We start from the raw sequence: 25,890 nt of genomic DNA, 5'->3' as shown, positions 1-25,890 counted from the left end.
TCCGGCCTCTCGACGGGAGTCCAGAAAGTGTCCACGATGTCTCCGAACACCCGTCCACCATCTCCCCGGTCTGAACAGTGGGAGAGGGTGGCTCGCCGCACTAGCGGCGAGACGGGTGAGTGGTATCTCTCCGCAAATTCAAATGAGAGTTGGACTCGCGGAGAGATACCCCTCATCCGGCGCTTCGCGCCACCTTCTCCCACAAGGGGAGAAGGAAGAGTCACCCACCAAACACATACGACGCCATCGCGACGCCCGCGACTTCGTCGACAAAAACACGCTTGCCCACGTCGCTGCCGGCGGCGCCGGCCGCCACCATCAACGGCAGCAGATGGTCCTCGCGCGGATGCGCAAGGCGTGCGCTCGGCGCATTCTCCCAGTCGACCAGCATCGCGTTGCGGCGCACCGCATCGGGGTTGCTGATCGCCTCGTTCAGATAGGCCTCGAAATCATACGAGACCGGCTTCGACTCCGGCCGGTTGAAGCCGCGCATGTTGTGATAGGTGAGTCCGCTACCGACGATCAAAATGCCCTCGTCACGCAGCGATGAGATCGCCTCTCCGACCTTGATGTGTTCGGCCGCATCGTAACTCGATTTCAGCGACAAGAGCACGATCGGCATGTCGGCGCTGGGATACATCAGGCCGAGCGGCACGAAGGTGCCGTGGTCAAAACCCTGATTGGGATCTTCGCGACAATCGAGCCCGGCGTGCTTGAGCAGCGCCCTCACCTCCGCTGCGAGTTCGGGCTTGCCCGGCGCGGGATATTTGAGGTGATAGGTATGCTCGGGGAAACCGTAATAGTCGTAGACCATCGGCGGATGCGCCGAGGTCGACACGGTGAAGGCGTCGGCCTCCCAATGGCCGGTGATGACGAGCACGGCCTTCGGCCGTTCCGGGAGAAGCTGCGGCAGCCGGCCGAACTCCTCGGCCGTCTTTGCATATTGCACCCGCCGGTCCTCCATGAAGGGCCAGGGGCCGCCGCCATGCGACAGGAAGAGGGTCGGAAATCGCGTCATGGGTAAAGGCTCGGCTCAAAGACAACATACGCGCGTAGCGGCCGCAGGCGACCGGCGGCGAGCATAGGCAAACCCGTATGGTTAGCAAGTCGTTAACGATTTGCCTTCCAAAATCCCCGCCGTGGCCAAAGGAGTCGGCCAGAAGACGAGGACGTGAGATGAGGAAGTTTGCGCTGGGGGACGTCGTCAACAGTGACAAGGGCCGCCGCGGCGTCGTTCGCGCCGCCTTCAAGTCGCGGGAAGGCCAGCAATTCTATGCCGTCGAGAAGGACGGTGCGATGGACTATCTCGAGGAAGACCGGCTGAGCCCGGCGCCGCGCGTCGAGCTCGCGGCCTAAGTCCAACTCTTTTGTCGCGCTAGCGCGCGAGCCGGTCGAGACGCTCCGCGAGGGGATCGTCGCCGCTCGCGATGGTATCGTTCGTCATCAGCAGCAGGCGATCGCTGCCAGCCGCCGCGTCCCAGCGCGGCAGGTCAGGACCGTTGGGATCGCCGCTCCTGACGAAGTTGATCCAGTAGGCGCGCATGCGGCTTGCGACCTCGCGGTCGCGCCGCGACAGGATGCCGGCACCGGGGACGCCTTCCGCGCCGAAGATGAATTGCAACTCGCGTCCGTGACCGCCCTCGGGATTGGCGCGCCGGGCCTCCGGCACATAGGCGAAGCGATAGCGGAAGGTTGGCGCGCCGGTCGCGGCATGCAGGCGCGCCAGCAGCCTCACCGGCTCGGAGAACACCTTGTCGGTGTAGACTCGTGCGGCAAGGTCCGAAGGCCTGGCGAGGTCGAGATAGAGCTTGCGCAGTTGTTCGGGTGTCGCACCCGACGATGCAAGTGCCTCCGCGATCTCGGGCTCGCTGTCGAAACCCGTCTCGTCATCGTTGGCGCCGATGATCAGGGGAATCCGGCCTTGATGTCCGGCCGCAAAGCCTGCGGCGACGTCTTCCGTCACGAGACCCCCGTCGATGGCCGGCGCGAAGCCGTGCGGAGATCTTGCGAGCAGCTTGCTTTCGGCCGCAAGCAGCCGCGCCGGCGCAATCGCGCGGGGGTCGGTGCCATCCTGCCCGAGCGTCGCGACGAATTGCAGGCCCAAGGCCTCCGCCTCCTGCCGCGAGAGCAGGCGCACGCGGCCGGGCAGCGATTGCAAAATGGCTTTCTGAAACAGGCCGCGCGCCTCGCCGCACAGCATCAACAACGCAATCGATGTCGCACCCGCGTCACTGCCGAACAGAGTGACGTTGCCGGGATCGCCACCGAACGCCGCGATATTGTCGTGCACCCAACGCAGCGCCGCGACCTGATCCATCAGCCCGTAATTTCCGGAGCCGCCTTCCGACAGCGCGGGATGAGTGAGCCAGCCGAGCACGCCGAGACGATAATTCACGGTGACCACGATGAGGCCGGCCTGCGCGAGCCTGGCGCCGTCGAACAGCGGATCGTTCACGGTGCCGCTGACAAAGCCGCCGCCATGGACGAACACCATCACCGGCAACGGGCCGTCGACGCCGAACGGACGAAACACGTTGAGTGTGAGGCAATCCTCGCGCGCGTTCGGCAGCGATGACTGCGGGCAGGCTGCGCCGTACTCGTAGGCGGTGCGCATCTCCGAGCTTTCCTCGGTCGCCTCCGGCGGACGCCAGCGCAGCGGCCCGACCGGCGGAGCTGCATAAGCCAGCCCCTTGAAGAAGGCCACCTCGCCTTCGACGCCGCCGAGCATCTGGCCCTCGCGCGTCAGCGCAAACGGAAACTGTCCGACCGGCTGGGCTGCGGCCGGGCCGGCAAGGCAAAGGAATCCGGAAGCCGTAACGAGCGCAAGCAGGGACCGCATCTTGGGGGATCTCGATGCGCAAAAAGGTTTCCTGCAAGGTTATGTCCGCGACGCGCGAAGAGGCAAGTCTCGCGGCTCCCAGCTAACCGCCCTTGGCGAGAATCTCCGCAAGCGCGCGGCGGGCGATGATGCCGAGTTCACCGAGCGTGGAGTGTCCCGACTGCGCCGCCTCGATCAGGCGCTCGGCGATGAACCTGCGGCTGTCATGATCACCGCCATGGGGCAGTTGGCGGCACGTCTCCTCCAGGACGACGTCCATGTTGGCTTTGGTCCGCTCACTCAACTCTGTCATGACGCCCGGCCGGCACGCGTGGCTTGTAATCGCAAGCATACACAGAGGGATCAGGCATGATTAGCCCGGGTAATCACGGCCATTGTGCATCGCGATGCGTGCATTGGAGCAACGTTCGCGCCGCCACCGTGAAGCCGCAAACGACTACCGAAGATTGCACTTGCTCTGATGACAAGCCGAGCCTGCAGGGCTAGCCTGCCGGCAAAACAAAACGCACGGGAGGAAATGCCATGCAGGAAGCAATGGTCGCTGCGCGTGAGTCCAAAGCGGCGAGTGGAACAGCCCAAGAGGTCGACGTCGCCGTGGTCGGCGCCGGGTTCGCCGGCCTCTATCTTCTCCATCGCCTGCGCAAGGCCGGGTTCACGACCGTTGCCCTCGAAGAGGCCGGCGATGTCGGGGGAACCTGGTACTGGAACCGCTATCCCGGTGCGCGCTGCGATATCCAGACCATCGACTACAGCTACACCTTCGATCCCGAGCTCGAGGCGGCCTGGACCTGGTCGGAAAAATACGCGACCCAGCCCGAGATCCTGCGCTATCTCGGCTTCGTTGCCGACCGCTATGATCTCAGGCGCGACATCCGCTTCAGGACGAAGGTGACCGAGGCCAGATGGGACGAGGCGGCCGAGCGCTGGCAGCTCACCACCGACAATGGGCCACCTGTCTCCTGCCGCCACTACATCATGGCCACCGGCTGCCTCTCCGCGCCCAAGCCGCCGGAGATCGACGGCGTCAAGGACTTCAAGGGCGAGGTCTATTTCACCGGGCGCTGGCCGCATGACGGCGTCAATCTCGCGGGCAAACGTGTCGCCGTGATCGGCACGGGCTCGTCGGCCATCCAGTCGATCCCGCTGATCGCCGAGCAGGCCGCGCATCTGACCGTGTTCCAGCGCACGCCGAATTTTGCATTGCCGGCGCATAACGGCCCCGCTCCCTCCGACCGCATGAGCCTGCTGCAAGGCGATCGCGCGGACTATCGCGCGCAGGCACGCCAGTCGATGGCCGGCGTGCCCTATCCGCAGCAGACGGTCGTGAGCTGGCAATTGAGCGATGCCGAGCGTCGTGAACGGTTCGAACGGGCCTGGGCGGCCGGCGACCTCGTCCACATCCTGACGCAGCTCTGGGCCGACCAGGCCGTCGACGTCGACGGCAACAAGATCGTCCAGGACCTGATCCGCGAAAAGATCAGCGCCGCCGTCAGGGATCCCGAGACCGCCGCGGCACTCACGCCGCATGACCATCCCTTCGGCGCCAAGCGTCCCTGTCTCGACACCAACTATTACGCCACCTACAACCGGCCGAACGTTACACTGGTCAATCTGCGCCATGAGCCGATCAAGGCGATCACCGCGAGCGGCATCTCCACGAACGGCCGCAGCTTCGACCTCGACGTCATCGTGTTCGCGACCGGCTTCGACGCCATGACCGGCGCGATCCGCGCCGTGCATCCGATCACCGGACGCGGCGGCAGGTCGCTCACCGACGTCTGGGCGCAGGGGCCGCAGACCTATCTCGGGCTCACGGTGGAAGGCTTTCCGAACTTCTTCATGATCACCGGCCCCGGCAGCCCGTCGGTGCTGTCGAACATGGCGGTGTCGATCGAGCAGCATGTCGACTGGGTCGTTGACCGGCTGGCCGCATTGCGCGACGCCGGCTTCACGACGATGGAGCCGACCGAGACGGCGCAAGCCGCCTGGGGCCGGCATATGGCGGACTGCTCGATGCTGACGCTGCACCGGCTCGCCAACACCTGGTACACCGGCGCCAACGTGCCCGGCAAGGTGCAGGGCCTGATGCCCTATACCGGCGGCGTCGGCCCCTATCGCAGCATCTGCGACGAGGTGGTCAGCCGCGGCATGCTCGGCTTCAGGCTCACCGGCCCCAATGGCGCCGCGCAATGCAATGACGGCGAGGTGGTGCGCCTGCAACCCGATGTGCGGCTGGCGCTGAACCTGCTGGCAACGCTCAACCTGCCGCCGATCGAGTCGATGGGCGCGGAGGGCGCGCGCGCCTTCGTCAACGAGTTCAACAAGGGCCGTCCCGCCGGACGGCCGATCGGCGAGATCGTCGACGGCACCCTGCCCGGTGCCGACGGTCCGCTGCCCTATCGGGTCTTCAAGCCAGCGACAGCAGGCCCGCATCCGGTCGTGGTCTATTTCCACGGCGGTGGCTGGGTGCTCGGCGACGAGCAGTCGGACGAGCCGTTCTGCCGCGACATGGTGCGCAGGACCGGCATGATGTTCGTCAGCGTCGGCTATCGCCACGCGCCGGAGCATCGCTTCCCGGCCGCGGCCGAGGACGGCTATGCGGCAACGCGCTGGATCGCCGAGCACGCCGCCGAGCTCGGTGGCAGACCGGGACCGGTGCTCGTCGCCGGCTGGAGCGCCGGGGGCAACATCGCCGCCGTCACCTGCCAAATCGCGCGTGACCGTGGCGGTCCTGAAATCGCCGGCCAGTTGCTGATCTGTCCGGTCACCGACTGCACGTTTGACCGGCCCTCCTACAACGACAATGCGACCGCCTATTTCCTGACGCGCTCGCTGATGTACTGGTTCTGGGATCTCTATTGCTCGCCGGCCGACCGCACCGATCCGCGCGTCTCGCCGCTGCGCGGCAAGGTCGCGGGCCTGCCGCCGGCCTTCGTCGTCACCTGCGAGTTCGATCCGCTGCGCGACGAGGGTATCGCCTATGCCGAGGCGATGCAGGCTGCGGGCGTTCCGGTCGAGCAGCTCAAGGCGCGCGGCCATTTCCACTCGTCCTTCACGATGGTCGACGTGGTGATCACCGGCGCGCCGGGCCGGGTGCAGATGGCCGAAGCCCTGCGGCGCTTCGCCGGACTTCCGCCGGAGGTCAGTCGCGGTGATGAGCGCAGTCACGGTGATGCCAGCCCGGGGCACAAGATCGCGGCAGCTGCGAGCTGAGGAGCAACGGATCGGCCGGGAACCAATTCCCGGCTGCCGCGTTGTCTGAGCGTGGCATTGAGATGCAGCGACAAGGTGTAGGCCCCGGCGCGCAAGACCGCGCGCTGGGGTTCTTTTTGCGTGAGGCGGGACGATGGGGGACGTTGTTGCGGAGTCAAAAGTCGATTTCGGCGCGCTTGCAGCGCTGCATAAATGGCCGTCGCTTGCCAACCAGCGCCGCCCGGACCGCGTGCCCTACCAGGTGAGCGAGGGGACGCTCGACGAGTGCATCTCGGCCTTCATGAAGAAGCCCGCGGCGACCCGGCACCTCTATGAGATCCGCACGGCGCCGCAGCCGCCACTGGTTACCGCCGTTCTCTCTCCCGAGCACGTCATCGAGCTGTCGCGCTGGAGAGAATTTCTCTGACGGCCTTCACAAGCACGTGCGTAGGGACCTTCTTCCGGTTTTTCCCGTTGTCGGAGATCGGAAGTCAAATCGTGAGCGCCTCACATGCTAGAAGCTGGCGTTGCATCCCCCGTCGTGCCCTATGGCGCGGACCAAACCCTCTTCGTCGTCGTCGACCGCCTCGATAGAGCGACTGAAATCCGCATCGAGCGCAGCGATCTCGATGCCGCGATCGGCGAGTTGGTCGCCGGTTGCTTCAACGATCCCATCAAGGTGATCTCGTTCAACACGCTCGAGCACTGGATGAAGGACATCTCGACGGATGTCGCCGACGCGATCCAGGCGCGCTGCGACATCGATGGCATAGAGCTGCCCGATTATCTCAGCGATTTCGTCGAGAGCCATAGCTGAGCGCGGATCGCGCTCGCACGCTTCAAATCGCGCCCAACAAAAAAGCGCCGCGTCCGCGGCGCTTTTCGTATGAGTTAGGCGCGCCGATATTTGCCGGTGATGACCTCGATCTCGCGGCGGCGTTCGCCGGCGAAGGTCAGCAGCTTTTCGATCGCCAGCGTATCCGTGATCCGTTTGGCGAGCCGCTCGGCACGCGCGGCCTGATCTTCGAGATACTGGATCGTGTTCAAGCGCCCGCCTCCCCAAAAGCCCCCAAATTGGAGCCCCGAATTGTTTGGGCAGCCATGGTGCTTGAGAAGCGCCTAACAGCCGGTTAAGCGCGGCGCCTCATACGCGCGAAACGCGTCTCATCGCACGACGTCGAGCCGGACATTGGCAAGGCCCTTGTCGACCATGCCGAGCGCTTCGGCCGCGGACGGCGTGATGTCGACCACACGCCCGCGCACGAAGGGGCCGCGATCGTTGACCCTGACGGTGACGAAGCGGCCGGAGGACACGTCGGTGACGCGCAGCTTGGTGCCGAACGGCAGGGTGGGATGCGCCGCGGTCAGTTCGTTCTTGTCGAACTTCTCGCCGCTCGCGGTCTCGGTGTCCGAATAGAAGCTGGCAAGGCCATGCGAAGCGGTTCGCTTTGCCTCACCGTCGGGGACACGTGCCCGGCTGATCGGCCGCGGATGCAATGCCGCCACCCTGTGCGGCCGCTCGATCGCGGCCTGCCGGCTTGTGCCGGCGAGATCGGCCTTCTGGCGGCCGACCGGTGACTGCGCGCAGGCAGCGAGCGATGCGGCACCCAGGATCGCGAGCAGCAACCGGCTCGAGCTTGCCAGCGACATTCGGGCAGTTTCGGCACTTGCAATGCGAGACATGATGCGCCCTCCGAACAACCCAAGTTTCGGTGGGCAATCGGGGCAGAACCTTGTCGGAACAAAAGCGGCCGTGCGGCCGCCATCGTTTCGCGCCGGCTGTGACGATTCCATCACAGTGGATGTCCCGAATCGGGACAGATCAGCCCTATGAAGACCGTCGCGGACGCCTCAGTACTTCGGCTCGTACATCTGCGACTGGACCAGGGCCTTCACGTCATTGGGCGCGGGTCCGTCGGCGAGGCCGCGCTGATAGGCGACGTCGGCCACCGCGGCGGCGATGCGGACCGAGACCTCGCGGATGCGGGGCAGCGCCGGATAGAGGCTGCCCTGGGCGAGGTCCTCCTTGCCGACGCAATCGGCCAGAGCATGCGCGGCCGCCATGAACATCTCGTCCGTCACCAGCCTGGAGCGGCTGGCGATCACGCCGAGGCCGACGCCGGGGAAGATGTAGGAGTTGTTGCCCTGGCGCGGCACGAAGGTACGGCCGCTGAGCGTGACCGGATCATACGGGCTGCCGCAGGCGAACAGCGCACGGCCCTCGGTGTAGCGATAGGCGTCCTCCGCCGAGCATTCCGCCTTCGAGGTCGGGTTGGACAACGCGAACACGATCGGCTGCTCGTTGAGCTCGGCCATCGTCTTCAGCACCTCGGGCGTGAAGGCGCCGCCGACTGCGGCGACGCCAATGATCGCCGTCGGCTTCAGCGTCTTGATCGCGGTGAGGAAGTCCGCAATCGGCGCCTGGCCGGTGTGGGCATAGCGCAGCTTGTGGCCGGAGAGGCCTTCACGGCCGCCGACCACGAGGCCGCGGGAATCCACCAGCCAGTTGCGACGGAGCGCTTCGGCTTCCGTGGCCCCCTCCGCCATCATGGCGGAGACCACGAGATCGGCGATGCCGGTCGCCGCTTCGCCCGCGCCGAGGAACAGGATTTTCTGATTCTTTAGCTTGCCGCCGGAGACGCGCAAGGCCGAGAACAGGCCGGCAAGCGCCACCGCCGCAGTGCCCTGGATGTCGTCGTTGAAGACGCAGGTCTCGTCGCGATATTTGTGCAGCAGCTTGAACGCCGAATGATTGGCGAAATCCTCGAACTGGATCAGCACGTCGGGAAAGGTTTTGCGCGCAGCCGTCATGAACTCGTCGACGAAGCTGTCATAGGCCTCACCGGTGAGCCGGCGCTCACGCAGGCCGAGATAATACGGATCGTTCAAGAGCTCTTCGTTGTTGGTGCCGACGTCGAGCACAACAGGCAGGCAGTGCTCGGGATGCACGCCGGCACAGGCGGAATAGAGCGACAGCTTGCCGACGGGAATACCCATGCCGTTGGCACCGAGATCGCCAAGTCCCAGAATGCGCTCGCCATCGGTGACGACGATCAGCTTGGCCGGATAGGGCCAGTTCTTCAGGATCTCGGCGATCTGACCGCGATCGCGCGAGGAGATGAACATGCCGCGCGGCCGCTGGAAGATCAGGCCGTATTTCTGGCAGGCGAGCCCGACGGTCGGCGTGTAGATGATCGGCTGGATCTCGTCGATATTGTCGACGACGACGCGGAAGAACAGCGCCTCGTTGCGGTCATGCAGCGCGTTCAGCGCGACGTATTTTTCGAGGTCGGTCGGCAGCGCACGCAGATTGATCAGCACGCGTTCGACCTGTGCCTCGATCGTCAGCACGCAAGGCGGCAGCAGGCCACGCAGGCCGAGCGCGGCGCGCTCCGCTTCCGTGAAGGCAGTGCCCTTGTTGAGCAAGGGGTCGCGCAGCAGCGTCATGCCGTGCGCGGCGTCGGATGATGTCGAATGGGCGCTGACCCGAGCAGGTCTATTCACGAATTCCCCCAGGGAGTTTCTTATTGAACCGCAGGCATTGTCGGCCACCGCCCCCCTGAGATCAAGGACGTAGAAACTCAAGGCTCGATTGTGATCTCGCACCGCAGCGAGGCTTGCCTAAGAGAACGGCATCGCGCGATAAAAGGTTAACGTCGCAATGCTACTCAGGCTTGATGTCGGCGGCCTTCACGATCGGCCACCATTTCTCGGTCTCGGCCTTCTGGAAGGCGGCGAGCGCTGCGGGCGTTTGCTGGGTTATGGGCGGTATCTCCTGCCCGAGTTCGGCAAAGCGCTGCTTGACGGAAGCATCCGCAAGCACGGCGACGATGGCCGCGTTGAGCTTCGTGATGATCTCCTTCGGCGTGTTCTTCGGTGCCCAGATGCCGTGCCAGTAGGAAATATAGAGCCCGGGCAGGCCCGCCTCGTCGACAGTCGGGATGTCGGGTGCAGATGCAAGCCGTGTCGGCGAGGTCACGGCGAACGCCTTGATGGCGCCGTTCTTGTATTGCGGCAGCGAGTTCGAGGCCTGGTCGAACATGATGTCGATCTGGCCTGCGACCAGATCGATCATCGCCGGCCCGGCGCCGCGATAGGGCACGAACTGGAAGTCGGTCCCGGTCTTCTCCTTGAAGAAGACGCCGGCGACATGGGCGCCGGTGCCAGCGCCAGCCGTCCCCGCGGTGGCCTTGCCGGGGTGGGCCTTCAGCCACGCGATCATCTCTTTCAGATTGTTCGCCTCGAGAGACTTCCGGCCGACGATGAGCTGCGTGCCCATCGCGATGGTCGCAACCGGCTCGAAATCGGCGACCACGTCATAGGGCAGCTTGAGGATCGCGCCGTTCAGCACATGCGTGCCCCAATGGCCGATGGTGATGGTGGTGCCGTCAGGGGCCGCGCGTGCGACGCGGGCACCGGCGATGCTGCCGGACGCACCCGCCACGTTCTCGACCACGACCGTCGTGTGCAGCTCGGTCGCGACCCGCTCTGACAGGATCCGCGCCAGCGTGTCGGTCGGGCCGCCCGCCGCGAACGGCACAACGAGGGTGATGGGGCGCGACGGAAACGGCTGCGCGTTGCCCGGTGCGGCCCACGCCGCGATCAACGCGCAAATGACGAACACATGACCGCGAAATCCGGCCCACAGCCCCCGCATCATCGTCTCCACCCTTTTTTGCCGCCCGCATGTTGTCAGCGGGCTGAGGCTGGAGTGAACGCTGCCGGACGAGCGCAGGCAAGCTGGAATTTTGCGGAGCTTCTATCCGGCCGCCCGCCGCGGCGTCAGATTGGCGGCCCCCTCTGCCGGCGGCGCGATCTGCATCAGAATGGTCTGGGTCGCGGAGGCAACCTCGATGCCGTTCTGCTGGAAGCGCAGCTTCATGCGGCGGTTGAATTCGCGCTGCACCGGCCAGCGGCCGGCCTCGGTGCAGCGGATTTGGCCGACGATCGAAACCATCGCGCCATCGACCTTGTCGATGCCCCACAGTTCGAGATCGCCGCGGATCAGCGCGCGGAAGTCCGTTTCGCGCCGCATCTCGTCGACGATGTCCTTGAGGATCTGGCCGGCGCGGTCCGTGTCCTCCTTGTAGGCGACGTTGACGCTGACGGAGGCGTTGCCGGCGCCGCGGCTGGCATTGGTGATGGTGGTGACCGCGCTGAACGGCACGATGTGCACCGCGCCGTCGCCGGCACGCAGGCGGATGGTGCGGATCGAGACGTTCTCGACGACGCCTGTCAACCCCGAGACGCTGACGGTGTCGCCAACCTGCACCGTGTTCTCCAGCAGCAGGAACAGGCCGGTGATGAGGTCCTGCACCAGCTTTTGCGAACCGAAGCCGATGGCGATGCCGACAATGCCGGCGCCCGCCAGCAGCGGGGCGACATTGACGCCGATCTCGCTCAGCGCCGTAAGGCCGACGACGGTGGCGATCAGGCAGAGCAGCGCGGTGCGCAGCATCGGCTGGAAGGTGCGAAGGCGCGCCGCGCGGGCATAGTGCCCGTCCCTGGACAGCGCATTGATCTGACGATCCAGCAGCGCATTGCTGATTTCCCAGATGGCCGCAGCGATAGCCACCGCAATGCCGATCGTCACCACCGCCGAGATCAGCCGGCCGCCGATCTGGCCGCCATAGAACCAGACGATGGCGTCGACGCCCCAGACCTCGAGCACCGCCACGAAGCCGATGAAGGCGATCACGCCCGAGACGATCTTGCGCAGCAGCGGCAGATAGCGGTTTGCGCGGACCTCCAGTCCCGGAAAGCGCTGGAGGATCTCCGGATTGATGCGGAAACCGCGGTCGATCAGGCTCAGCGTCACCATGATAGTGACGCGCGTCATCAGCGCCACCACGACTGTCCCAACGAAATATTGCAGCAGCAGCGAATAGCCGTTGCGGATGTTGAGCGCCCAGACCGCCCACAGCGCGAGGTCGAGCGCGATCGCAAGATAATGCCAGCCGCCGGCGATGCGATTGCGCAGGCGTGCCGCAATGCCCTGCCGTTCGGCGGGCGCGCGAATGGCGTCGGCAACCTGGCGGCGGCATTGCAGGATGATGACGACGACGAAGAGATGCACGACCAGCATCACCATGCGCAACAGCGCGGCATAGCCGGTGCGGGGCAAGCCGAGCAGCAGTGCCACGTTGGCGAAGGCGATACCGGTGACGCCGACACCGACGATACGGCGGGCCCAGATCTCGATATAGGCCGCGGTCTCGGCCCGGACCGGAAACAGGCCGAACGGTCCCGCCAGGGCACGGATGACGCAGATGAGCCCGCGCGAGAACGCATAGGCGTTGACGACCGCGAGGATCACGAGGCGGACGGTGGCGGGTTCGCCGATCTCCGTTCCGAGCAGCGCGGTCGCCAGACCGACGAAAATGAACACCGGCAGCAGCTCGAGCGCGAGCCGTCCGACCACGAAAGGCAGCCGCAGCAGCAATTGCCAGACGCGCGCGAGGCTGTGACGGTGCCTGTGCAATTCGAGCGCGGGAGTGACGTCGGCGACCGATGACGGCGGATCGGCAATCGGGAGCGCCTGCACAGGAAGACGTGCGGTTTGCGGCACGCGTCCTTCGAGGAAGACAACGGGACGCCGGATCAGGCGGAAGATCACCCATTCCGCGGAGAAGGCGCAGCCGAACACCAGCGCGAGCTTCCAGGCGATCTCGATCAGGAGATTGTAGGCGGCAGGATCGTTCGCGGTCCGCATGATCCAGTAATAGAATGCCGGAAAATTCGTCAGTGTCCGCGCCATGTCGGCGACATCGCGCGAGATCTCGCCGATCTCCTCCGACACCGTGAGCATGAGCTGCGCACCGAGGCCGTCGGCCGCAAGCGGGATCGGCGATTTCTGTTCGGGCGCCGGCTGCTGCTGACCGGACGCATTGGCGATTGCGCGCAGCGTGTCGATCATCTGCGCGCGCTTCTTGTCGTCCTGAAGGGTTTCCAGTGCACGCTTTGCCTCATCGGGCGACAGCGCGGTCGCACCCTTGACGTCCGGCGCGGGCTGCTCGGCGCGCGCCGGGGAGAAAGACACGATGGCGAGGAAGAGCGCTGCGAGAAGCGCCGGGACAAGCTTATGCGACACGCGGATTCCCTGAAAAAAATGAATGCGCCGGCGGCGACGGGAGTCGCCGCCGAAGCGCATGCGTCATGTCGGATGACCGCTATTCGCCCCGGCCCTGTGTCGGAAGTTGGCCTTTGAGGCGACATTCTCTTGGCATTTGCCGCAATGCAACTCCGCTTCCGACCCAGCGAAATGCCGAATTGAAGGCATGCACCGATGGAACACGATGCTCACGCCAAAACCTCTCCCGTCATTCCGGGAGGACACCGGAATGACGGCGAAGAGGAGGAGGGAGAAGACATGATGTCAATGCCCGGCGCGACCTCGTCAGGTCTGCGCAATGCGAGCGTATCAAAATTACAGCGCCGGGAAGGTAGGGGCTATGCCTCACTGATGCAGCCCGCTAAACCTTGACCCGGCGTGCCGTTCGCGGTTTGCGCCGCTATGCGATAGTCCGAACGAGCTCCATCGCAATTAACGCGGCTGGATTTGCGGAGGTGGTGTCATAGACCTCCCCTTGCTCATGAGGTGGACGTTACGCGTCGCGTATTCGCGACCGCTGGGATGCTCCTCCTGAGACACAAAACTGTCAAGCAGGATCGATGACTGAAGGATCACATTTGAACGCGCGAGTTCCCTGAACCGCTGCGCCGTGCTCGCGAATAGGAAGCGCTTCCGCGCCGCGTCGCGCACATTGAGGAGACAGCGGGGCATGGTGACATCATGCCCCTGTTTTGCCCGACGGGTCAAATTGAATCCTTTAAATCCGAACAACAGCGACCGACCGCCAAGCCATTGATTCCGCTATCCTCGGCTACTGTGCATGGGGTTGTTTTCGCACTTTTTGTCGATGGCCGGGCTCAGTGGCCTACAGAAACATGCCTGCCAGGTCGACGGTCGAGGACTTTCCGATCTGGTCGAAGTTTCGCGCCAGCCAGCTTCGCGCCGCCTCGCGGCCCTCGTCGCGCAGGCGGCACAACAGGCTCCATTCGGGGTGGAACTGCGTGGCCGTGCCGAGCTGCGACATCAACTGATCGTTGCCGATCCAATGCATGTACATGCGGCTATGCTTGTCGCTGTCGAGCTCGCCGTCGTCGATCAGCCGCGTGGCGAAGGCGATCGCGCGCATCTCGCGCATCAGGGACGAATTGAAGCTGATCTCGTTGATACGGTGGAGGACATCGGCTGCACTGGTCGGCAGCTCGTCGCGCCTGATCGCCGTGACCTGCACGATGATGACGTCGTGACTGCCCTTGCGGTAGATCAACGGATAGATCGCGGGATTGCCGAGATAGCCGCCATCCCAATAATGCTCGCCGTCGATCTCGACGGCCTGGAAGTAAGGCGGCAGGCAGGCCGAGGCGAGCACGGTTTCCGCCGTGAGCAGCGGGCTCTGGAACACCTTGATCTTGCCGGTGCGGACGTTGGTGGCGTTGAGAAACAGCTGCGGCGCCTCCGGCGAGGAATTGAGCCGGTCGAAATCGACCACACGCTGCAGCAGCGAGCGAAGCGGATTGAAATGAAAGGGATTGAGCAGGCCCGGCGGCAGCGTGTGCGTCAGCGTGTGGATGACGGCGTGGACCGGATGATATTCCGGCGGCAGCTTCAGGGCCTGGATCCACTGGTTCAGCGGCGACATCAAATCGTACGCCATGTCCATGCGCGACACTTCGTACCAGAATGCGTGCAGGCTCTCCCGCGCGGCCTCCGCACCTCCGTGCGCCATGCCGGAGGCCATCGCGACCGCATTCATGGCGCCGGCACTGGTCGCGCTGATCGCCTCGATCGCGAGCCTGCCGTCTTCGAGCACCTGGTCGAGCACGCCCCAGACGAAGGCGCCGTGCGCGCCGCCGCCCTGGAGCGCGAAGTTGACGTTCTTGCAGTTCGTGGTCCCCTTGGCTGTCACTTTGCTTTCTTCTTGCCTCCCGTCCCCTCTTTCTCCAGCGCCTTGCGCACCTGCTCGAACTCTTCCAGCGAGGCCTTGTCGGCGCGGGGAAAGCGCAGGTCGAGCTTTTCGAGCGCGGCATTGATCACCGAGCCGATCACGACGCGGGCGAACCATTTGTGATCGGCGGGCACGACGTACCAGGGCGCATGGGAGCTCGCCGTGTGACGGACGATGTCCTGGTAGACCGCCTGGTAGCGCGGCCACAGCGCGCGCTCCTTGATATCGTCCATCGAGAACTTCCACTGCTTGGCCGGGTCCTCCAGCCGGTCGAGGAAGCGCTCGCGCTGCTCGTCCTTGGAGACGTTGAGGAAGAACTTCAGCACCACGGTGCCGTTGCGGCAGAGATAGCGCTCGAAGGCGGAGATGTCCTCGAACCGTTCCTTCCAGATGTTCTTGGTGACGAGCTTCTGCGGCAGCTTCTCCTTGGCGAGGATCTCCGGGTGCACGCGCGTGACGAGGCACTCTTCGTAATGGGAACGGTTGAAGATGCCGATATGGCCGCGCTCGGGCAGCGCGACGACGTGCCGCCAGAGGAAGTCGTGGTCGAGCTCCTTGCTGCTCGGCGCCTTGAAGGCCGTGACTTCGCAGCCCTGCGGATTGATGCCCTCGAAGATCGCCTTGATCGCACTGTCCTTGCCGCCGGCGTCCATGGCCTGGAACACGATCAGCAGCGACCAGCGATCCTGGGCGTAGAGCTTCTCCTGGAATTCGATCAGCCGCTTCTTGTTGGCGTCGAGAATCGCCTGCGCCTTCTCCTTGTCGAGATCGCCCTTCTCGTCGGTCCTGTGCGCCTTGAGGTGAAACTTGCCCGAGCCATCGTAGCGGAATGGCGTGATGTAGCGGTCAAGCTCCTGGGCGAACGATTTGGACGGCTTCTTGCTCATGAGCGCGGGATACCTTGCGTTGCGGCTTCAGTCGGTCGAGCAAGCTACCAAGGATGCCCTTGGGAAGGAATATGATGAAGAGCACGAGCAGCACGCCGTAGACGAGGTTGTCCCAGCCGACCGCCTTGGTGCCGAAACCGATGCGTAGCGTCTCGGCCAGGAGAATGGTGATGATGGCGCCGACGGTCGGCCCGAGCGAGACGAACAGGCCGCCGACGATCGCGGCGAACACCATCTGCAGCGACACCGCGATGCCGCTGACCGTGTCGGGGGTGATGAACATCTGGTACTGGCAGTAGATCGCGCCGGCGAGCGCCGTCATCAGCGCGCTGAGCAGCGTGATCTTCAGCTTCTCGGCGGTGACGTCGACGCCGGCAGCAGCCGCAGCGTCCTCGTCCTCCGAAATCGCCTCCAGCGCATAGCGCGCCATACTGCGGTCCACCCAGTGCCAGACCACGATGCCGAACAGCCAGACCGCAAGCGCGATCAGGTACCAGGTCGTCTTGTCGTCGAATTGCAGCGCCAGCAGCCTGTTGCCGGAGGCGCGGTTCGGCGTATAGCCGAGCGAGCCGCCGGTGTAATCGCGCGTCGCCGTGATCACCTGGAGCACGATGCCTGACAGCGCCAGCGTCACCAGCACGAAATAGTGCCCGGTGATGCGAAAGCGGAAGCAGGGATAGCCGACGATCAGCGCCAGCGTGCCGGCCGCCGCCATGCTGATGGGAATGCCGATCCAGGGCGACAGTCCCAGGTGATTCCACAAGAGCGCGGTGACATAGGCGCCAATGCCCATGAAGCCGCCATGCCCGAGTGAGACGAGGCCAAACCGCCCCATCATCGACCACGACGTATAGGCGAACGACCAGATCAGGATCAGCACCAGGATGTGCAGATGATAGGGATCGCGATAGACGAAGGGCAGCGCGACCAGCGCCGCGAGCCCAATCCCCCATGCAGCAAGACGTCCCTGCCCCATCATCGGCGCCTCGCAAGCAGGCCCGCGGGCCGGATGAACATCATGACGATGAAGAAGGCGAAGGCGAGCACATAGCCCCATTCGAGGTCGGAGAACAGGCCGCCGAGCGAGATGATCTCGGCGAACACGAAGGCGGCGATGAAGCCGCCGATGAAATTGCCGAGCCCCCCGAGCACGCAGATCAGGAAGGTGATCGGACCGAAGGAGAGGCCGACGAAGGGATGCACGTCATATTGCAGCACCAGGAGGCAGGCGGCGAGGCCGGCGAGCGCGCCGCCGAGCGCCGAGGTGATGAGATAGATCCGCTTGGTGTCGACGCCCATCAGCGCCATGATCTGCCGGTCCTGCGAGATGGCGCGGATCGCGGTGCCGGTGAAGGTGCGCGTCATGAACAGATAGACCGCGACCATGCCGAACAGCGCGGCCACGAACGACAGCAGTCGTGCGTAGCTGAAGTTCATGTCGCCGAAGGCGAGCACCGGCAGGCGGATGCCGAGATTGCGGAAGTCGATGCCGAAGGCGACGGTGGCAAAGCTCTGCAGCACGAACAGCACGCCGCCGGTTGCCAGCAGCTGGTTGATTGGCGGTGCGGTCAGCAGCGGCGCGATCACGAGGTAGTGCAGCGCCGCGCCGAGGACGGCGACCAGCAGGATGGTGAACGGGGCAGCAACGAAATAGCTGACGCCGTAATACTGCACCATGAAGTACATGGCGTACATGCCGATCATCACCAGCTCGGCGTAGCAGATCCAGGTCACGTCGATGACGCCGAAGATCAGGTTGAGCCCGAGCGCGAGCAGCGCCAGCACGCCGCCGAGCAGGATGCCGTTGATCACGGCCTCCAGCAGATAGATGTCGAAAATGTCCAGGAACGCCTGCATGCCCATCACACCCCGAGATAAGCTTCCTTGACCGTGTCGCTCGCCAGCATCTCGGCCGAGGTGCCGGACGCCCGGATCGTGCCCGCCTCGATCAGATAGGCGCGGTCGACCACCTTCAGCACCTGCTGCACGTTCTGCTCGACGATCAGCACCGTCAGCCCGCTGGCGCGGATCCGCTTCACCAGCTCGAACACCTGCTGCACCACGACCGGCGCAAGTCCGGCCGACGGCTCATCGAGCAGCAGCAGCTTTGGATTGGACATCATTGCGCGACCGATCGCGCACATCTGCTGCTCGCCGCCGGACATGGTGCCGGCCATCTGGTGGCGGCGCTCCTTCAGGCGCGGGAACAGGTCAAACACCACCTCCAGCCGTTCGGCGTAGCGGTCCCGCGCTTCCTTCATGTAGGCACCCATCTTGAGATTGTCGTCGACCGTGAGCTGCGGAAACAGCCGCCGGTTTTCCGGCACATGGGCAATGCCGAGGCTAACGATCTTGTGCGGCGGTGTCGCGACGACATCGACGCCTTCCATTTTGATCGATCCGCGCGAGGGGCGGATCAGGCCGGAGATGACGCGCATCAAGGTGGTCTTGCCGGCGCCGTTGGGACCGATGACGCCGACGGCTTCGCCGGCCTTCACGTCGAGATTGACGTCGAACAGCGCCTGGAAGGTGCCATAGCCGGCATTGACGCCGCGGAGCTCCAGCATCGGCTAGCCTCCCGCACGGCGGCGCGCTTCGGCGGCCGCGGCCTGCGTGGTCTCGGCATCGGTGCCGAGATAGACCTCGATGACGCGCGGATCGCCGGCAACCGCGCTCGGCAGCCCTTCCGAGATCTTCTCGCCGTGATCGAGCACCATGACGCGGTCGACGACGCGCATCAGGACGCCCATGATGTGCTCGACCCAGATGATGGTGATGCCGAGCTCGTCGCGGATGTTGCGCAGCATGTCGGCGGCCTGATCCATCTCGGCCTCGTCGAGACCGCCGAGGCTCTCGTCGGCGAGCAGCAGCTTTGGCGCGGTGGCGAGCGCCTTCGCGAGTTCAAGCTTCTTCAGCCCCGCAGCGCCGAGGCCATCGACGCTGGCATGGCGGTCGGTCGGCAGGCCGACCATCGCCAGCGAGCGCTCGGCCGCCGCCTCGGCCCTGGCGCGGCTGTGGCGGCCCTGGCCGTAGAAGCCGGCGAGCGCGACGTTCTCGAAAATGGAGAGGCGGCGGAACGGCCGCGGAATCTGGAAGGTCCGCCCGATTCCGCCATTGATGATCCGGTGCGGCGCGAGGCCCGCGATCTCGTGGCCGGCAAACAGGATCGAGCCCGAGGTCGGAGCCAGCGTGCCGGAGAGCATGTTGAAGATCGTGCTCTTGCCCGAGCCGTTGGGGCCGATCAGGCCGAGGATCTCGCCCTGGTCGACCCTGAACGACACGTTGTTCACGGCGGTGAAGCCGCCAAACCGCTTCACCAGCCCGCTGACTTCCAACACCGGAGCACTCCGCTACTGGTTGCTGTAGGTGGTGCCCTTCGGCAGCGGCAGCACGGCTTCGCGCTGCGCCTGACTCTTGGGCCACACCACATAGGACTTGTCGTCGACGTACTGGATCACGACGGGGAACGAGCGCTCGTTCTGGCCGGCCATTGGCGAGCCCTCGCCGTGGAATTTGACGCCGAAGCCGAGCATGGTGCCGCCTTCGGGTATGTCGGTGTCGAGTGCTGCCTTGCGCAGGGATTCGGGATCTATGCCGCCATATTTCTTGATCGCTCGCGGCAGCACGTCGGTCAGGAACAAGTAGGTGTTGGACGCAGCCATGCCGACATGGGCCGAACGGATGGCGACGCCCGGTTTGCGCTTGTCGAACTCCTCGCCAACCGCCTTGATGATCGGCGGCAGCTTCGCATCCATGCTCTTCTGGTTGGCGAGCCAGATCGAGATCGGATCGGTGTTGAAGACGTAGTTTACATCGGCGCCCAGGCCTTCCTTTAGCTTCTCATAGACCCCGTAGCCGGCGCCATGTCCCACCAGTGCGCCGAACTTCAGCCCCTGTTCGCGGGCTTGCCGGAGCAACAGGGTGATGTCGGGATTGTAGCCGGTGTGGAAGATCACATCCGGCTTGGCTCGCTTCAGCTTGGTGACCAGCGCAGACAAATCCGGGGCCGTCGCCGAATAGCCTTCCCTGAGCACGATGTTGAAACCGGCCTTCTTGGCCCCGGCCTCATTGCCTTTGGCAACGTCGACGCCGTAGGCGCCGTCCTCATGGATGATGGCGACCCGCAGGTCCTTCGGATCCTTGCCTAACTTTTCCTTCGTGTTCTGCGCGATGAAGTCCATCGTCATCATACCGAACTGATCGCCGGAGGCCTGCGGGCGAAACACGTATTTGTAATTCTTGTTCTCCAGCACCGCGGAAGAAATGCAAGTCGTGATCCACATGAACTTCTTCAGCTGCTCGACGCGCGCGGCCACCGGCACGCACTGCGCCGAGGAAAAGAAGCCGAGCAGCATGTCGACCTTTTCCTGCTCGATCAAACGGACCGCTTCATTGATGGCGACATCCGGCTTGCTCTGAGCATCGGCATAGATCGCCTCGATCTTGTAGCCCTCGACGTTCTTCGCGCTGTACTGATCCAGCATGATCCTTGCGCCGGTATATTGCAGCTCCGAACCGCCGCCGGCGAGCGGGCCGGTCAGATCATAGATGACGCCGATCTTGATCTTCTTCTCCTGGGCCTGGGCCGAAGCCATCAAGCCCGTCGCGGCAATCGCGACCAACAGCCCACGTACCGAGCGGGCAGCCATGCGCAGGCGCATCTAAACCTCCCTGGACGATTGTGCATCGCATTCTTGTTGCTATTGCTTTTTTGCCCATCACATGGGCTGCGCGCGGCGATGTCAAGCCTCGCGCTCAGCGCGAGGCGAACTGCTGCTCGACAAAGGCCGTGACAAATCGCGGCATAGCCGGCGTGAGATCGCTCATCCCGCGCACGAGATGAATGGCCGACAGTTCCGGCTCGGTCTCGCGCGCAAGATTGGCCTCGATCCGGGCGCGGGCCACATCGCCGGGCACATCCAGGTTGATGACCTGCAGCATTGCAATCGAGGGGCCGGTGACGACGCAATGCCAGCCCGGCTCGACCCGGTAGTCGGCCGCAGTCAAGCCGGTCTCCTCGCCGAGTTCGCGGACGACACTGCCGGGAATGTCGAGCGTGCCGTCCCTGACATCGTCGAGGTCGGGCGTGCCCGAGGGGAAATAGATGCGGCCCGCATTGGCGGTGTGGGGCGCCATCTCGCCCATGATGAAGGCGCCGTCGGACGCGCGCAACGCGCCCATGCCAAAGCCGTTGAACACGGCCTTGTCGGGAAAGCCCCAGTCGCGCCAGGCGAGGAAGCTTGCGAAATCGGTCTCGAAATAGGTCGCAGAAAGATGCCCGTCGGTGAACACCGCATCGCGCCCGAGCAGGACGCGGCCGTTCCAGATCTTCGGCCGCTCGCGCTGCTTCTCGGCGAAATGCGCCGCGATCTCGGCGCGCCGTTCCTCCGCGAACGGCCAGACGATCGGCCGCACGGCAAGATCAAGCGTCGTGACGCGATGAATGACCGGTGACGTCATGACGCCTGGTACCACGCCTTCGCGTCAGCTATTTGGCGCTCCCGGTGGTTTTCTTGGCCTGGTCAACGAATTTGTTGGTGAAGGTCTTGCTGACGTCGATCTTGGCGTTGGCCACCTCGGGCGAACCGACGCTGAACACCGCGAGCACGGCGTCGGCGCCCTTCGGGTCCATCTTGCCGGTCTCGGAGAACATGGGAATCGTGTTCTTCAGCGCGGCGAGATAGAGGTCCTTGTTCTTGCCGACCGTCTCCTCCGGCATCTTCGCCATGATCTCCTCGGGCGAGTGCGAATGGATCCAGGCGAGCGTGGCCAGGATGGCATTGGTCAGCGCCTGCGTCTCCTTCTCGTGGCCATTGACCCAGGCCGCCGTCGAGTACAGCGCGCCACCAGGATATTCGCCGCCAAACGTCTCGAGCGTATCCTTCTGGGTGCGGGTGTCGCTGAGGATGCGCAGATCCTTGTGGCTGCCCTGGAGCACGGTGACGGACGGGTCGAGCATCACGGCGGCGTCGATCTGGCCCTGTTCCATCGCAGCGACTGCGGTGGCGCCAAGGCCGACGCCGATCACGGCGGCGCTGGTGGGGTCGAGCCCGTTCTTCTTGAGCATATATTTCAGGAAGAAGTCCGTGGAGGAGCCGGGTGCGCTGACGCCGACCTTCTTGCCGGCGAGATCCTTGACCGACTTGATGTCATTGGTGCGCGAGGGCGCGACCACCAGCACGAGGCCGGGATAGCGGTCATAGACCACGAAGGACTGCAGCTCCTGCTTCTTGGCGGCGAGGTTGACGCAATGGTCGAAATAGCCGGAGACGACGTCGGCGCTGCCGCCGAGCACGGCCTTGAGCGCGTCCGAGCCACCCTTGAGGTCGACCAACTCGACATTGAGGCCGGCCTTCTCGTACTCGCCGAGCTGCTTGGCCAGCACCGTCGGCAGGTAGCACAGGCAGGAGCCGCCGCCGACCGCGACGGTGACCTTGCTTTGGGCTGCGACAAGCGAGGTCGTGAGCGTCAGCGCGAGCAGCGCGCCGGCGAGCCTGGCAATCGTGTTCTTCATTGGTTTCCTCCGTTCGGCCGGCGGCACCATAGAGCAGCGGGACTGGCTTGAGAAGCACTGCCTAAGTGGGCTGGCCATCGGCCTTTCGGCGCAATAGCATGGCTGAACAAGAACAATTCCTGATGGGGAGGATCATCCATGAATCGCCTTGTTGCCGGGCTGTCGCTCGCCGCCGCCTTTGCCGCCGGATGCGGCGCGAACCAGCTGCTCCGGCCGGCGCTGGCCGCCGAGAACATCACCGCGCAGCTCATCCACACCGGCGAGATGGAGGGCGATGCGCTCGGCCCCGCCAACAATGTCGGCTACCGGTCCAAGATGTTCATGGGCGCCGACGGCGCCACCGTCTCGATCCAGGTCGGCAATGTGCCGAAGCACATGCATCCCAACACCAACGAGATCCAGTACATCCTGGACGGGACCGGGACGATCTGGCTCGGCGACAAGGAAGTCGCGGTGAAGCCGGGCGACCTCGTCATCATCCCCAAGGGCACGCCGCATGGCGGCACCAAGCCGACCAGCGGCCAGGTCAAGGCGATCGCGATCAAGACGCCGCCGCAGGCGCCGGATGACACCAAGCTGCTGGATTAGGCTTTCGCGCGATGGGGCACTCTCGCCAATGCGCGGGCGCGTTCCGCGAATTTCGCCGCTAGATCGGACGCGCCTGCTTCCGGATCTCGTTCGCGATCGGCCTTAGGGTGTCAGTCGGAAGCTGGCCGACGAGGGTATAGCCCAGGCCACCGTCTGCCCAGGCGAAGCCCGCGACGTCGCCGGTCGACTGCGGCATCATCGGCGTATCCTGATTGCGGCCGCTCATCGGCCGCGTCAGCACGACCAGTCGGTCACCATGATCGTCGTCGTACATGAACATTGCGGCCGGGCCATGCGACGTGGCGACGACGCGGCCGCCCATCAGCCGATAACCGGAGACGGAGAGATCGGGAACCTTAACCGGCTGCTTCAGCCTGTTGGACGCCCATTGCACGAGCTCGGCGCTGTCGGACGCACGTATCTCGACCGGCCGCACCCGGTCCGGTGCGTAAACGCCATAGGTATAGGCTGCCTCCTGTGCCAACGCAGACAGTCCGCTCGGGCCATCCTGCAACACGCTGCGCATGGTCCATCCGCCGAGACCGCCGATGCCGAGAAGCAGCATCGCAGCGATCGCCCCCCACGCTCGCAGGGGACGCCGCTTCCGGCTTTCGAGGATGTGCGACAAATTCAATTCCGCCGGCAGCGGCTCCTCGGCGATCGACGCAAGCGCACCACGCAACTGCTCGCCCTGGGTGACGAAGGCCGCGACGCGGCTGGCGACATCAGGATGATCGTCCAGATAGGATGCGACCTCCGCGCGACGCTCGGGCTCGAGCGCCTGGTCGACATAGGCGTGGAGATCATCCTCGGTGATCGGTCGCTGGTTCATTTCAAGCTCCGCAGTGCCACGACATTTCCCGGCGCAACGCCATCCACCTCCTGTTGCAGCCTCTCTCGCGCGCGCGACAGGCGTGACATTACCGTACCAATCGGGACGTTGAGAACTGCCGCAGCGTCGGCGTAGGAAAGATCCTCGACCGCGACCAGCAACAGCACGGTCCGCTGCTCATCCGGGAGTTTTGCAAGCTTGCTCAGGACATCCTGATAGGTCAGCCTCTGCTCCTGCGCTGCCGCACTGACAAGTTCCTGCTCGCCTGCATCGTCGATCGGCATATGCCTGCCCCGCGCTGTGGCCTGGCGAAATTGCGTGACCGCCAGATTGTGGAGGATGGTGAACAGCCAAGCGCGGACGCTGCCGTCGCGCCGCTGATGCCAGCGGCTGACGGCGCGCTCCAGGCAGTCCTGGACCAAATCGTCAGCCGCCGCGCGATCGCGCATGAGTGCACGCGCATAGCGGCGGAGCGCGGGGATCAGCGGCTCGACCTGAACCAGCATATCCTTCATGACGCGCTCCGCCTCATCCCGGTTGCCGCCCGCCGAACGTCATCGCGCCTCGATTTGGACGGCCTCACCCGGCATGGCCGCATCGCCTGCCGCAATCACCAGGTATCGCCTCGCAGCCGCGGCCGACTGGTCGACGATCTGCCGGATTGGACCGGCAGCATTGACGATGGCCGATCCGGCCGGATTGGTCATGAACGCCGCCAATGGCTGCAGCGGGCCGCTGCCATCGCCATGGTCCGCCAGCGCCAGCACATATTTCTGCCTGGGCTGAAGCCCCGTCACCGAAGCTTGCAAGACCTGAATTAGGCCCTGATCGAACAACGACACGCTGGTCGGCGCCTTCCCGCCGCCTGCGTCGCCCTTCGATACCAGTGCCAGATGAGCGACCTGGCCGGCAACGCCGAGAGCCTGCAGGTTTTGGCGGTCATCCGGATCCGGCGCGGCGTTCGGAACGAAGGCGATCGCCTGCGGTGCCTGGCCGATCGGAACGTTGGCAATCACCTTGTTGGTTGCCGTATCGATAGCCGCAAGCGCGTCGGCGTTCTCCAGCCCCACATAGATGCGGGTGCCGTCGCCGGACGGCCACACCCCGTGCGGCAAATTACCGACCGGGATCGTCGCGACCTGCGAGAAGTCGTCGGTGCGGAACACCTTCACTTCGTTCAGGCCACCGACAGTGACATAGGCAAGCGTGCCCTTGGCGGTATGCGCGAAGTTGACGTGATTTGTGATCGGACCGGTGTCGATGGTCTTGATCGCATTGAAGGGCGGCCTCGCGTTGAATACCTGAGTCCGGCCCACATCTTTCAACGTGAACCAGACCTGGCTTCCATCCGGCGTCGCCGCGATGTTCGGGCAGAACGGACTTTCCTGCTTCACCTTCGCAATGATCTTGTGCTCGGCCACCGCGACGACATCAGTCTCGGGATTGAAGGACGAGCAGATGTAGCCGTACTTGCCGTCGGGTGAGAAAATCTGCATCCCCGGCCCGTTCGGCGTCGTGATGCGGGTCTTCTCCTTGAAGCTGATCGGATCGATGACGGAGATGTAGTTCTCGCCGCGAACGGTGACCCAGACTTCCTTGCCATCAGGCGTGAAGAACGCCTCGTGCGGCGACCGTCCGACGTAAGTGATATGCTTGACCGCGTTGGTCGCCGTATCGATGAAGCTCACGGAGTTCGAACCGATCGAGACCACGGCGAGCGTCTTGTGATCGGGCGAGAAGCCCATGCCATGGACGAGAACCTGGCCCTTGTAGAGCGGGCTGAAATTGCCGGGCTGGGGGTCGCCGAGCCGGATCACGCCAAGCAACCTGTTGTCGACGGGATCGGTGACCGAGACCGTATTCGAGAACTGTTCCGCGGCGTAGACGCGGTCGTGGTGACTGATCGGAATATCGGGGGTAGACAAAGAGCCCGGTGCCTGCCCCGCCCATGCGACAGAACCGGTGGCGAGCATCGTGGCTGCCAGGAAGAAGCTCTTCATCATATTGCTTCGTGACGTGGTCAT

At 64.5% G+C, this 25,890-nt stretch carries 25 protein-coding genes; 5 read left to right on the top strand and 20 right to left on the bottom strand.

Going from position 1 to position 25,890, the window contains the following annotated elements:
* Window positions 1-220 precede the first annotated feature (220 nt).
* Complete coding sequence (locus JQ592_RS26045) at window positions 221-1,018, bottom strand: DODA-type extradiol aromatic ring-opening family dioxygenase (RefSeq protein ID WP_211405624.1); 798 nt, start codon at window positions 1,016-1,018, stop codon at window positions 221-223.
* Window positions 1,019-1,176: 158 nt separating this feature from the next.
* Between JQ592_RS26045 and JQ592_RS26040 the strand changes: the two genes are divergently transcribed.
* Window positions 1,177-1,356, top strand: coding sequence for a hypothetical protein (locus tag JQ592_RS26040; protein ID WP_027547875.1), 180 nt, complete (start codon window positions 1,177-1,179; stop codon window positions 1,354-1,356).
* Between the two features lie 19 nt (window positions 1,357-1,375).
* On the opposite strand, the gene JQ592_RS26035 is transcribed toward JQ592_RS26040, so the two are convergent.
* Together JQ592_RS26035 and JQ592_RS26030 are read right to left on the bottom strand one after the other, a co-directional pair.
* Entirely contained in the window at window positions 1,376-2,839 is a 1,464-nt protein-coding gene (locus JQ592_RS26035; protein WP_211405623.1) for a carboxylesterase/lipase family protein, read from the bottom strand.
* An 82-nt stretch (window positions 2,840-2,921) separates the two neighbouring features.
* Window positions 2,922-3,170 carry a hypothetical protein gene (locus JQ592_RS26030; protein ID WP_211405622.1) on the bottom strand — a complete coding sequence of 83 codons (249 nt, stop codon included), beginning with the start codon at window positions 3,168-3,170 and terminating at the stop codon, window positions 2,922-2,924.
* A gap of 191 nt (window positions 3,171-3,361) precedes the next feature.
* Here JQ592_RS26030 and JQ592_RS26025 point away from each other — a divergent pair, with 191 nt between their 5' ends.
* The 3 genes from JQ592_RS26025 (at window position 3,362) to JQ592_RS26015 (ending at window position 6,848) form a co-directional block, all read left to right on the top strand.
* A complete protein-coding gene (locus tag JQ592_RS26025) occupies window positions 3,362-6,052 on the top strand; it encodes a flavin-containing monooxygenase (protein ID WP_211405621.1) in 2,691 nt (896 codons plus the stop codon).
* A 133-nt stretch (window positions 6,053-6,185) separates the two neighbouring features.
* Window positions 6,186-6,458, top strand: a complete 273-nt coding sequence (locus JQ592_RS26020; protein WP_211405620.1) for a hypothetical protein — start codon at window positions 6,186-6,188, stop codon at window positions 6,456-6,458.
* Between the two features lie 84 nt (window positions 6,459-6,542).
* Window positions 6,543-6,848, top strand: coding sequence for a hypothetical protein (locus JQ592_RS26015; RefSeq protein ID WP_211405619.1), 306 nt, complete (start codon window positions 6,543-6,545; stop codon window positions 6,846-6,848).
* A gap of 74 nt (window positions 6,849-6,922) precedes the next feature.
* Here JQ592_RS26015 and JQ592_RS26010 read toward each other — a convergent pair whose 3' ends face one another.
* The 14 genes from JQ592_RS26010 to JQ592_RS25945 all read right to left on the bottom strand — a co-directional run bounded on the left by JQ592_RS26010 (window position 6,923) and on the right by JQ592_RS25945 (window position 22,446).
* A complete protein-coding gene (locus JQ592_RS26010) occupies window positions 6,923-7,078 on the bottom strand; it encodes a hypothetical protein (protein ID WP_211405618.1) in 156 nt (51 codons plus the stop codon).
* 117 nt (window positions 7,079-7,195) lie between these two features.
* Window positions 7,196-7,714, bottom strand: a complete 519-nt coding sequence (locus tag JQ592_RS26005; RefSeq protein WP_211405617.1) for a septal ring lytic transglycosylase RlpA family protein — start codon at window positions 7,712-7,714, stop codon at window positions 7,196-7,198.
* 168 nt (window positions 7,715-7,882) lie between these two features.
* Window positions 7,883-9,535: an NAD-dependent malic enzyme gene (locus JQ592_RS26000; RefSeq protein WP_211405616.1), complete on the bottom strand. Its 1,653-nt coding sequence runs from the start codon at window positions 9,533-9,535 to the stop codon at window positions 7,883-7,885.
* A gap of 160 nt (window positions 9,536-9,695) precedes the next feature.
* Window positions 9,696-10,688 (bottom strand): tripartite tricarboxylate transporter substrate-binding protein, encoded by a 993-nt coding sequence (locus JQ592_RS25995; RefSeq protein ID WP_211405615.1) that lies wholly within the window; start codon window positions 10,686-10,688, stop codon window positions 9,696-9,698.
* A 102-nt stretch (window positions 10,689-10,790) separates the two neighbouring features.
* Window positions 10,791-13,121 (bottom strand): mechanosensitive ion channel domain-containing protein, encoded by a 2,331-nt coding sequence (locus tag JQ592_RS25990; protein ID WP_211405614.1) that lies wholly within the window; start codon window positions 13,119-13,121, stop codon window positions 10,791-10,793.
* An 847-nt stretch (window positions 13,122-13,968) separates the two neighbouring features.
* Window positions 13,969-15,006: a patatin-like phospholipase family protein gene (locus JQ592_RS25985; RefSeq protein ID WP_211405613.1), complete on the bottom strand. Its 1,038-nt coding sequence runs from the start codon at window positions 15,004-15,006 to the stop codon at window positions 13,969-13,971.
* On the bottom strand, window positions 15,003-15,932 hold the full coding sequence (locus JQ592_RS25980; RefSeq protein WP_211405612.1) for a polyphosphate kinase 2 family protein: 930 nt from the start codon (window positions 15,930-15,932) through the stop codon (window positions 15,003-15,005). Before JQ592_RS25980 ends, JQ592_RS25985 begins: the two co-directional genes overlap by 4 nt.
* A complete protein-coding gene (locus JQ592_RS25975) occupies window positions 15,892-16,911 on the bottom strand; it encodes a branched-chain amino acid ABC transporter permease (RefSeq protein ID WP_211405611.1) in 1,020 nt (339 codons plus the stop codon). Before JQ592_RS25975 ends, JQ592_RS25980 begins: the two co-directional genes overlap by 41 nt.
* On the bottom strand, window positions 16,908-17,789 hold the full coding sequence (locus JQ592_RS25970; protein WP_211405610.1) for a branched-chain amino acid ABC transporter permease: 882 nt from the start codon (window positions 17,787-17,789) through the stop codon (window positions 16,908-16,910). Before JQ592_RS25970 ends, JQ592_RS25975 begins: the two co-directional genes overlap by 4 nt.
* 5 nt (window positions 17,790-17,794) lie before the next feature.
* Window positions 17,795-18,499 (bottom strand): ABC transporter ATP-binding protein, encoded by a 705-nt coding sequence (locus JQ592_RS25965; RefSeq protein WP_211405609.1) that lies wholly within the window; start codon window positions 18,497-18,499, stop codon window positions 17,795-17,797.
* Between the two features lie 3 nt (window positions 18,500-18,502).
* Window positions 18,503-19,270 carry an ABC transporter ATP-binding protein gene (locus tag JQ592_RS25960; RefSeq protein WP_211405608.1) on the bottom strand — a complete coding sequence of 256 codons (768 nt, stop codon included), beginning with the start codon at window positions 19,268-19,270 and terminating at the stop codon, window positions 18,503-18,505.
* A 12-nt stretch (window positions 19,271-19,282) separates the two neighbouring features.
* Window positions 19,283-20,593 carry an ABC transporter substrate-binding protein gene (locus JQ592_RS25955; RefSeq protein WP_211405607.1) on the bottom strand — a complete coding sequence of 437 codons (1,311 nt, stop codon included), beginning with the start codon at window positions 20,591-20,593 and terminating at the stop codon, window positions 19,283-19,285.
* 94 nt (window positions 20,594-20,687) lie between these two features.
* Window positions 20,688-21,392 (bottom strand): NUDIX hydrolase, encoded by a 705-nt coding sequence (locus JQ592_RS25950; RefSeq protein ID WP_211405606.1) that lies wholly within the window; start codon window positions 21,390-21,392, stop codon window positions 20,688-20,690.
* Window positions 21,393-21,420: 28 nt separating this feature from the next.
* On the bottom strand, window positions 21,421-22,446 hold the full coding sequence (locus JQ592_RS25945; protein ID WP_211405605.1) for an ABC transporter substrate-binding protein: 1,026 nt from the start codon (window positions 22,444-22,446) through the stop codon (window positions 21,421-21,423).
* Between the two features lie 138 nt (window positions 22,447-22,584).
* Between JQ592_RS25945 and JQ592_RS25940 the strand changes: the two genes are divergently transcribed.
* On the top strand, window positions 22,585-23,034 hold the full coding sequence (locus JQ592_RS25940) for a cupin domain-containing protein (RefSeq protein WP_211405604.1): 450 nt from the start codon (window positions 22,585-22,587) through the stop codon (window positions 23,032-23,034).
* 58 nt (window positions 23,035-23,092) lie between these two features.
* Here the strand turns inward: JQ592_RS25940 and JQ592_RS25935 are convergent, their stop codons facing one another.
* From JQ592_RS25935 to JQ592_RS25925, 3 genes are read right to left on the bottom strand one after another with little or no spacing between them, the layout of a single operon-like run.
* Window positions 23,093-23,866, bottom strand: coding sequence for an anti-sigma factor family protein (locus JQ592_RS25935; RefSeq protein ID WP_211405603.1), 774 nt, complete (start codon window positions 23,864-23,866; stop codon window positions 23,093-23,095).
* Entirely contained in the window at window positions 23,863-24,381 is a 519-nt protein-coding gene (locus tag JQ592_RS25930; RefSeq protein WP_211405602.1) for a sigma-70 family RNA polymerase sigma factor, read from the bottom strand. The genes JQ592_RS25935 and JQ592_RS25930 overlap by 4 nt, the downstream gene beginning before the upstream one ends.
* 39 nt (window positions 24,382-24,420) lie before the next feature.
* The gene (locus JQ592_RS25925) at window positions 24,421-25,890 is read right to left on the bottom strand and encodes a YncE family protein (protein ID WP_211405601.1); all 1,470 of its coding nucleotides are present in this window, start codon (window positions 25,888-25,890) and stop codon (window positions 24,421-24,423) included.

The organism is Bradyrhizobium iriomotense, from assembly GCF_018129405.1.
GTDB classification, from domain to species: Bacteria; Pseudomonadota; Alphaproteobacteria; order Rhizobiales; family Xanthobacteraceae; genus Bradyrhizobium; species Bradyrhizobium iriomotense_B.
Note: the sequence above shows the minus strand (reverse complement) of the source record. Positions and strands in the feature narration are given on the sequence as shown.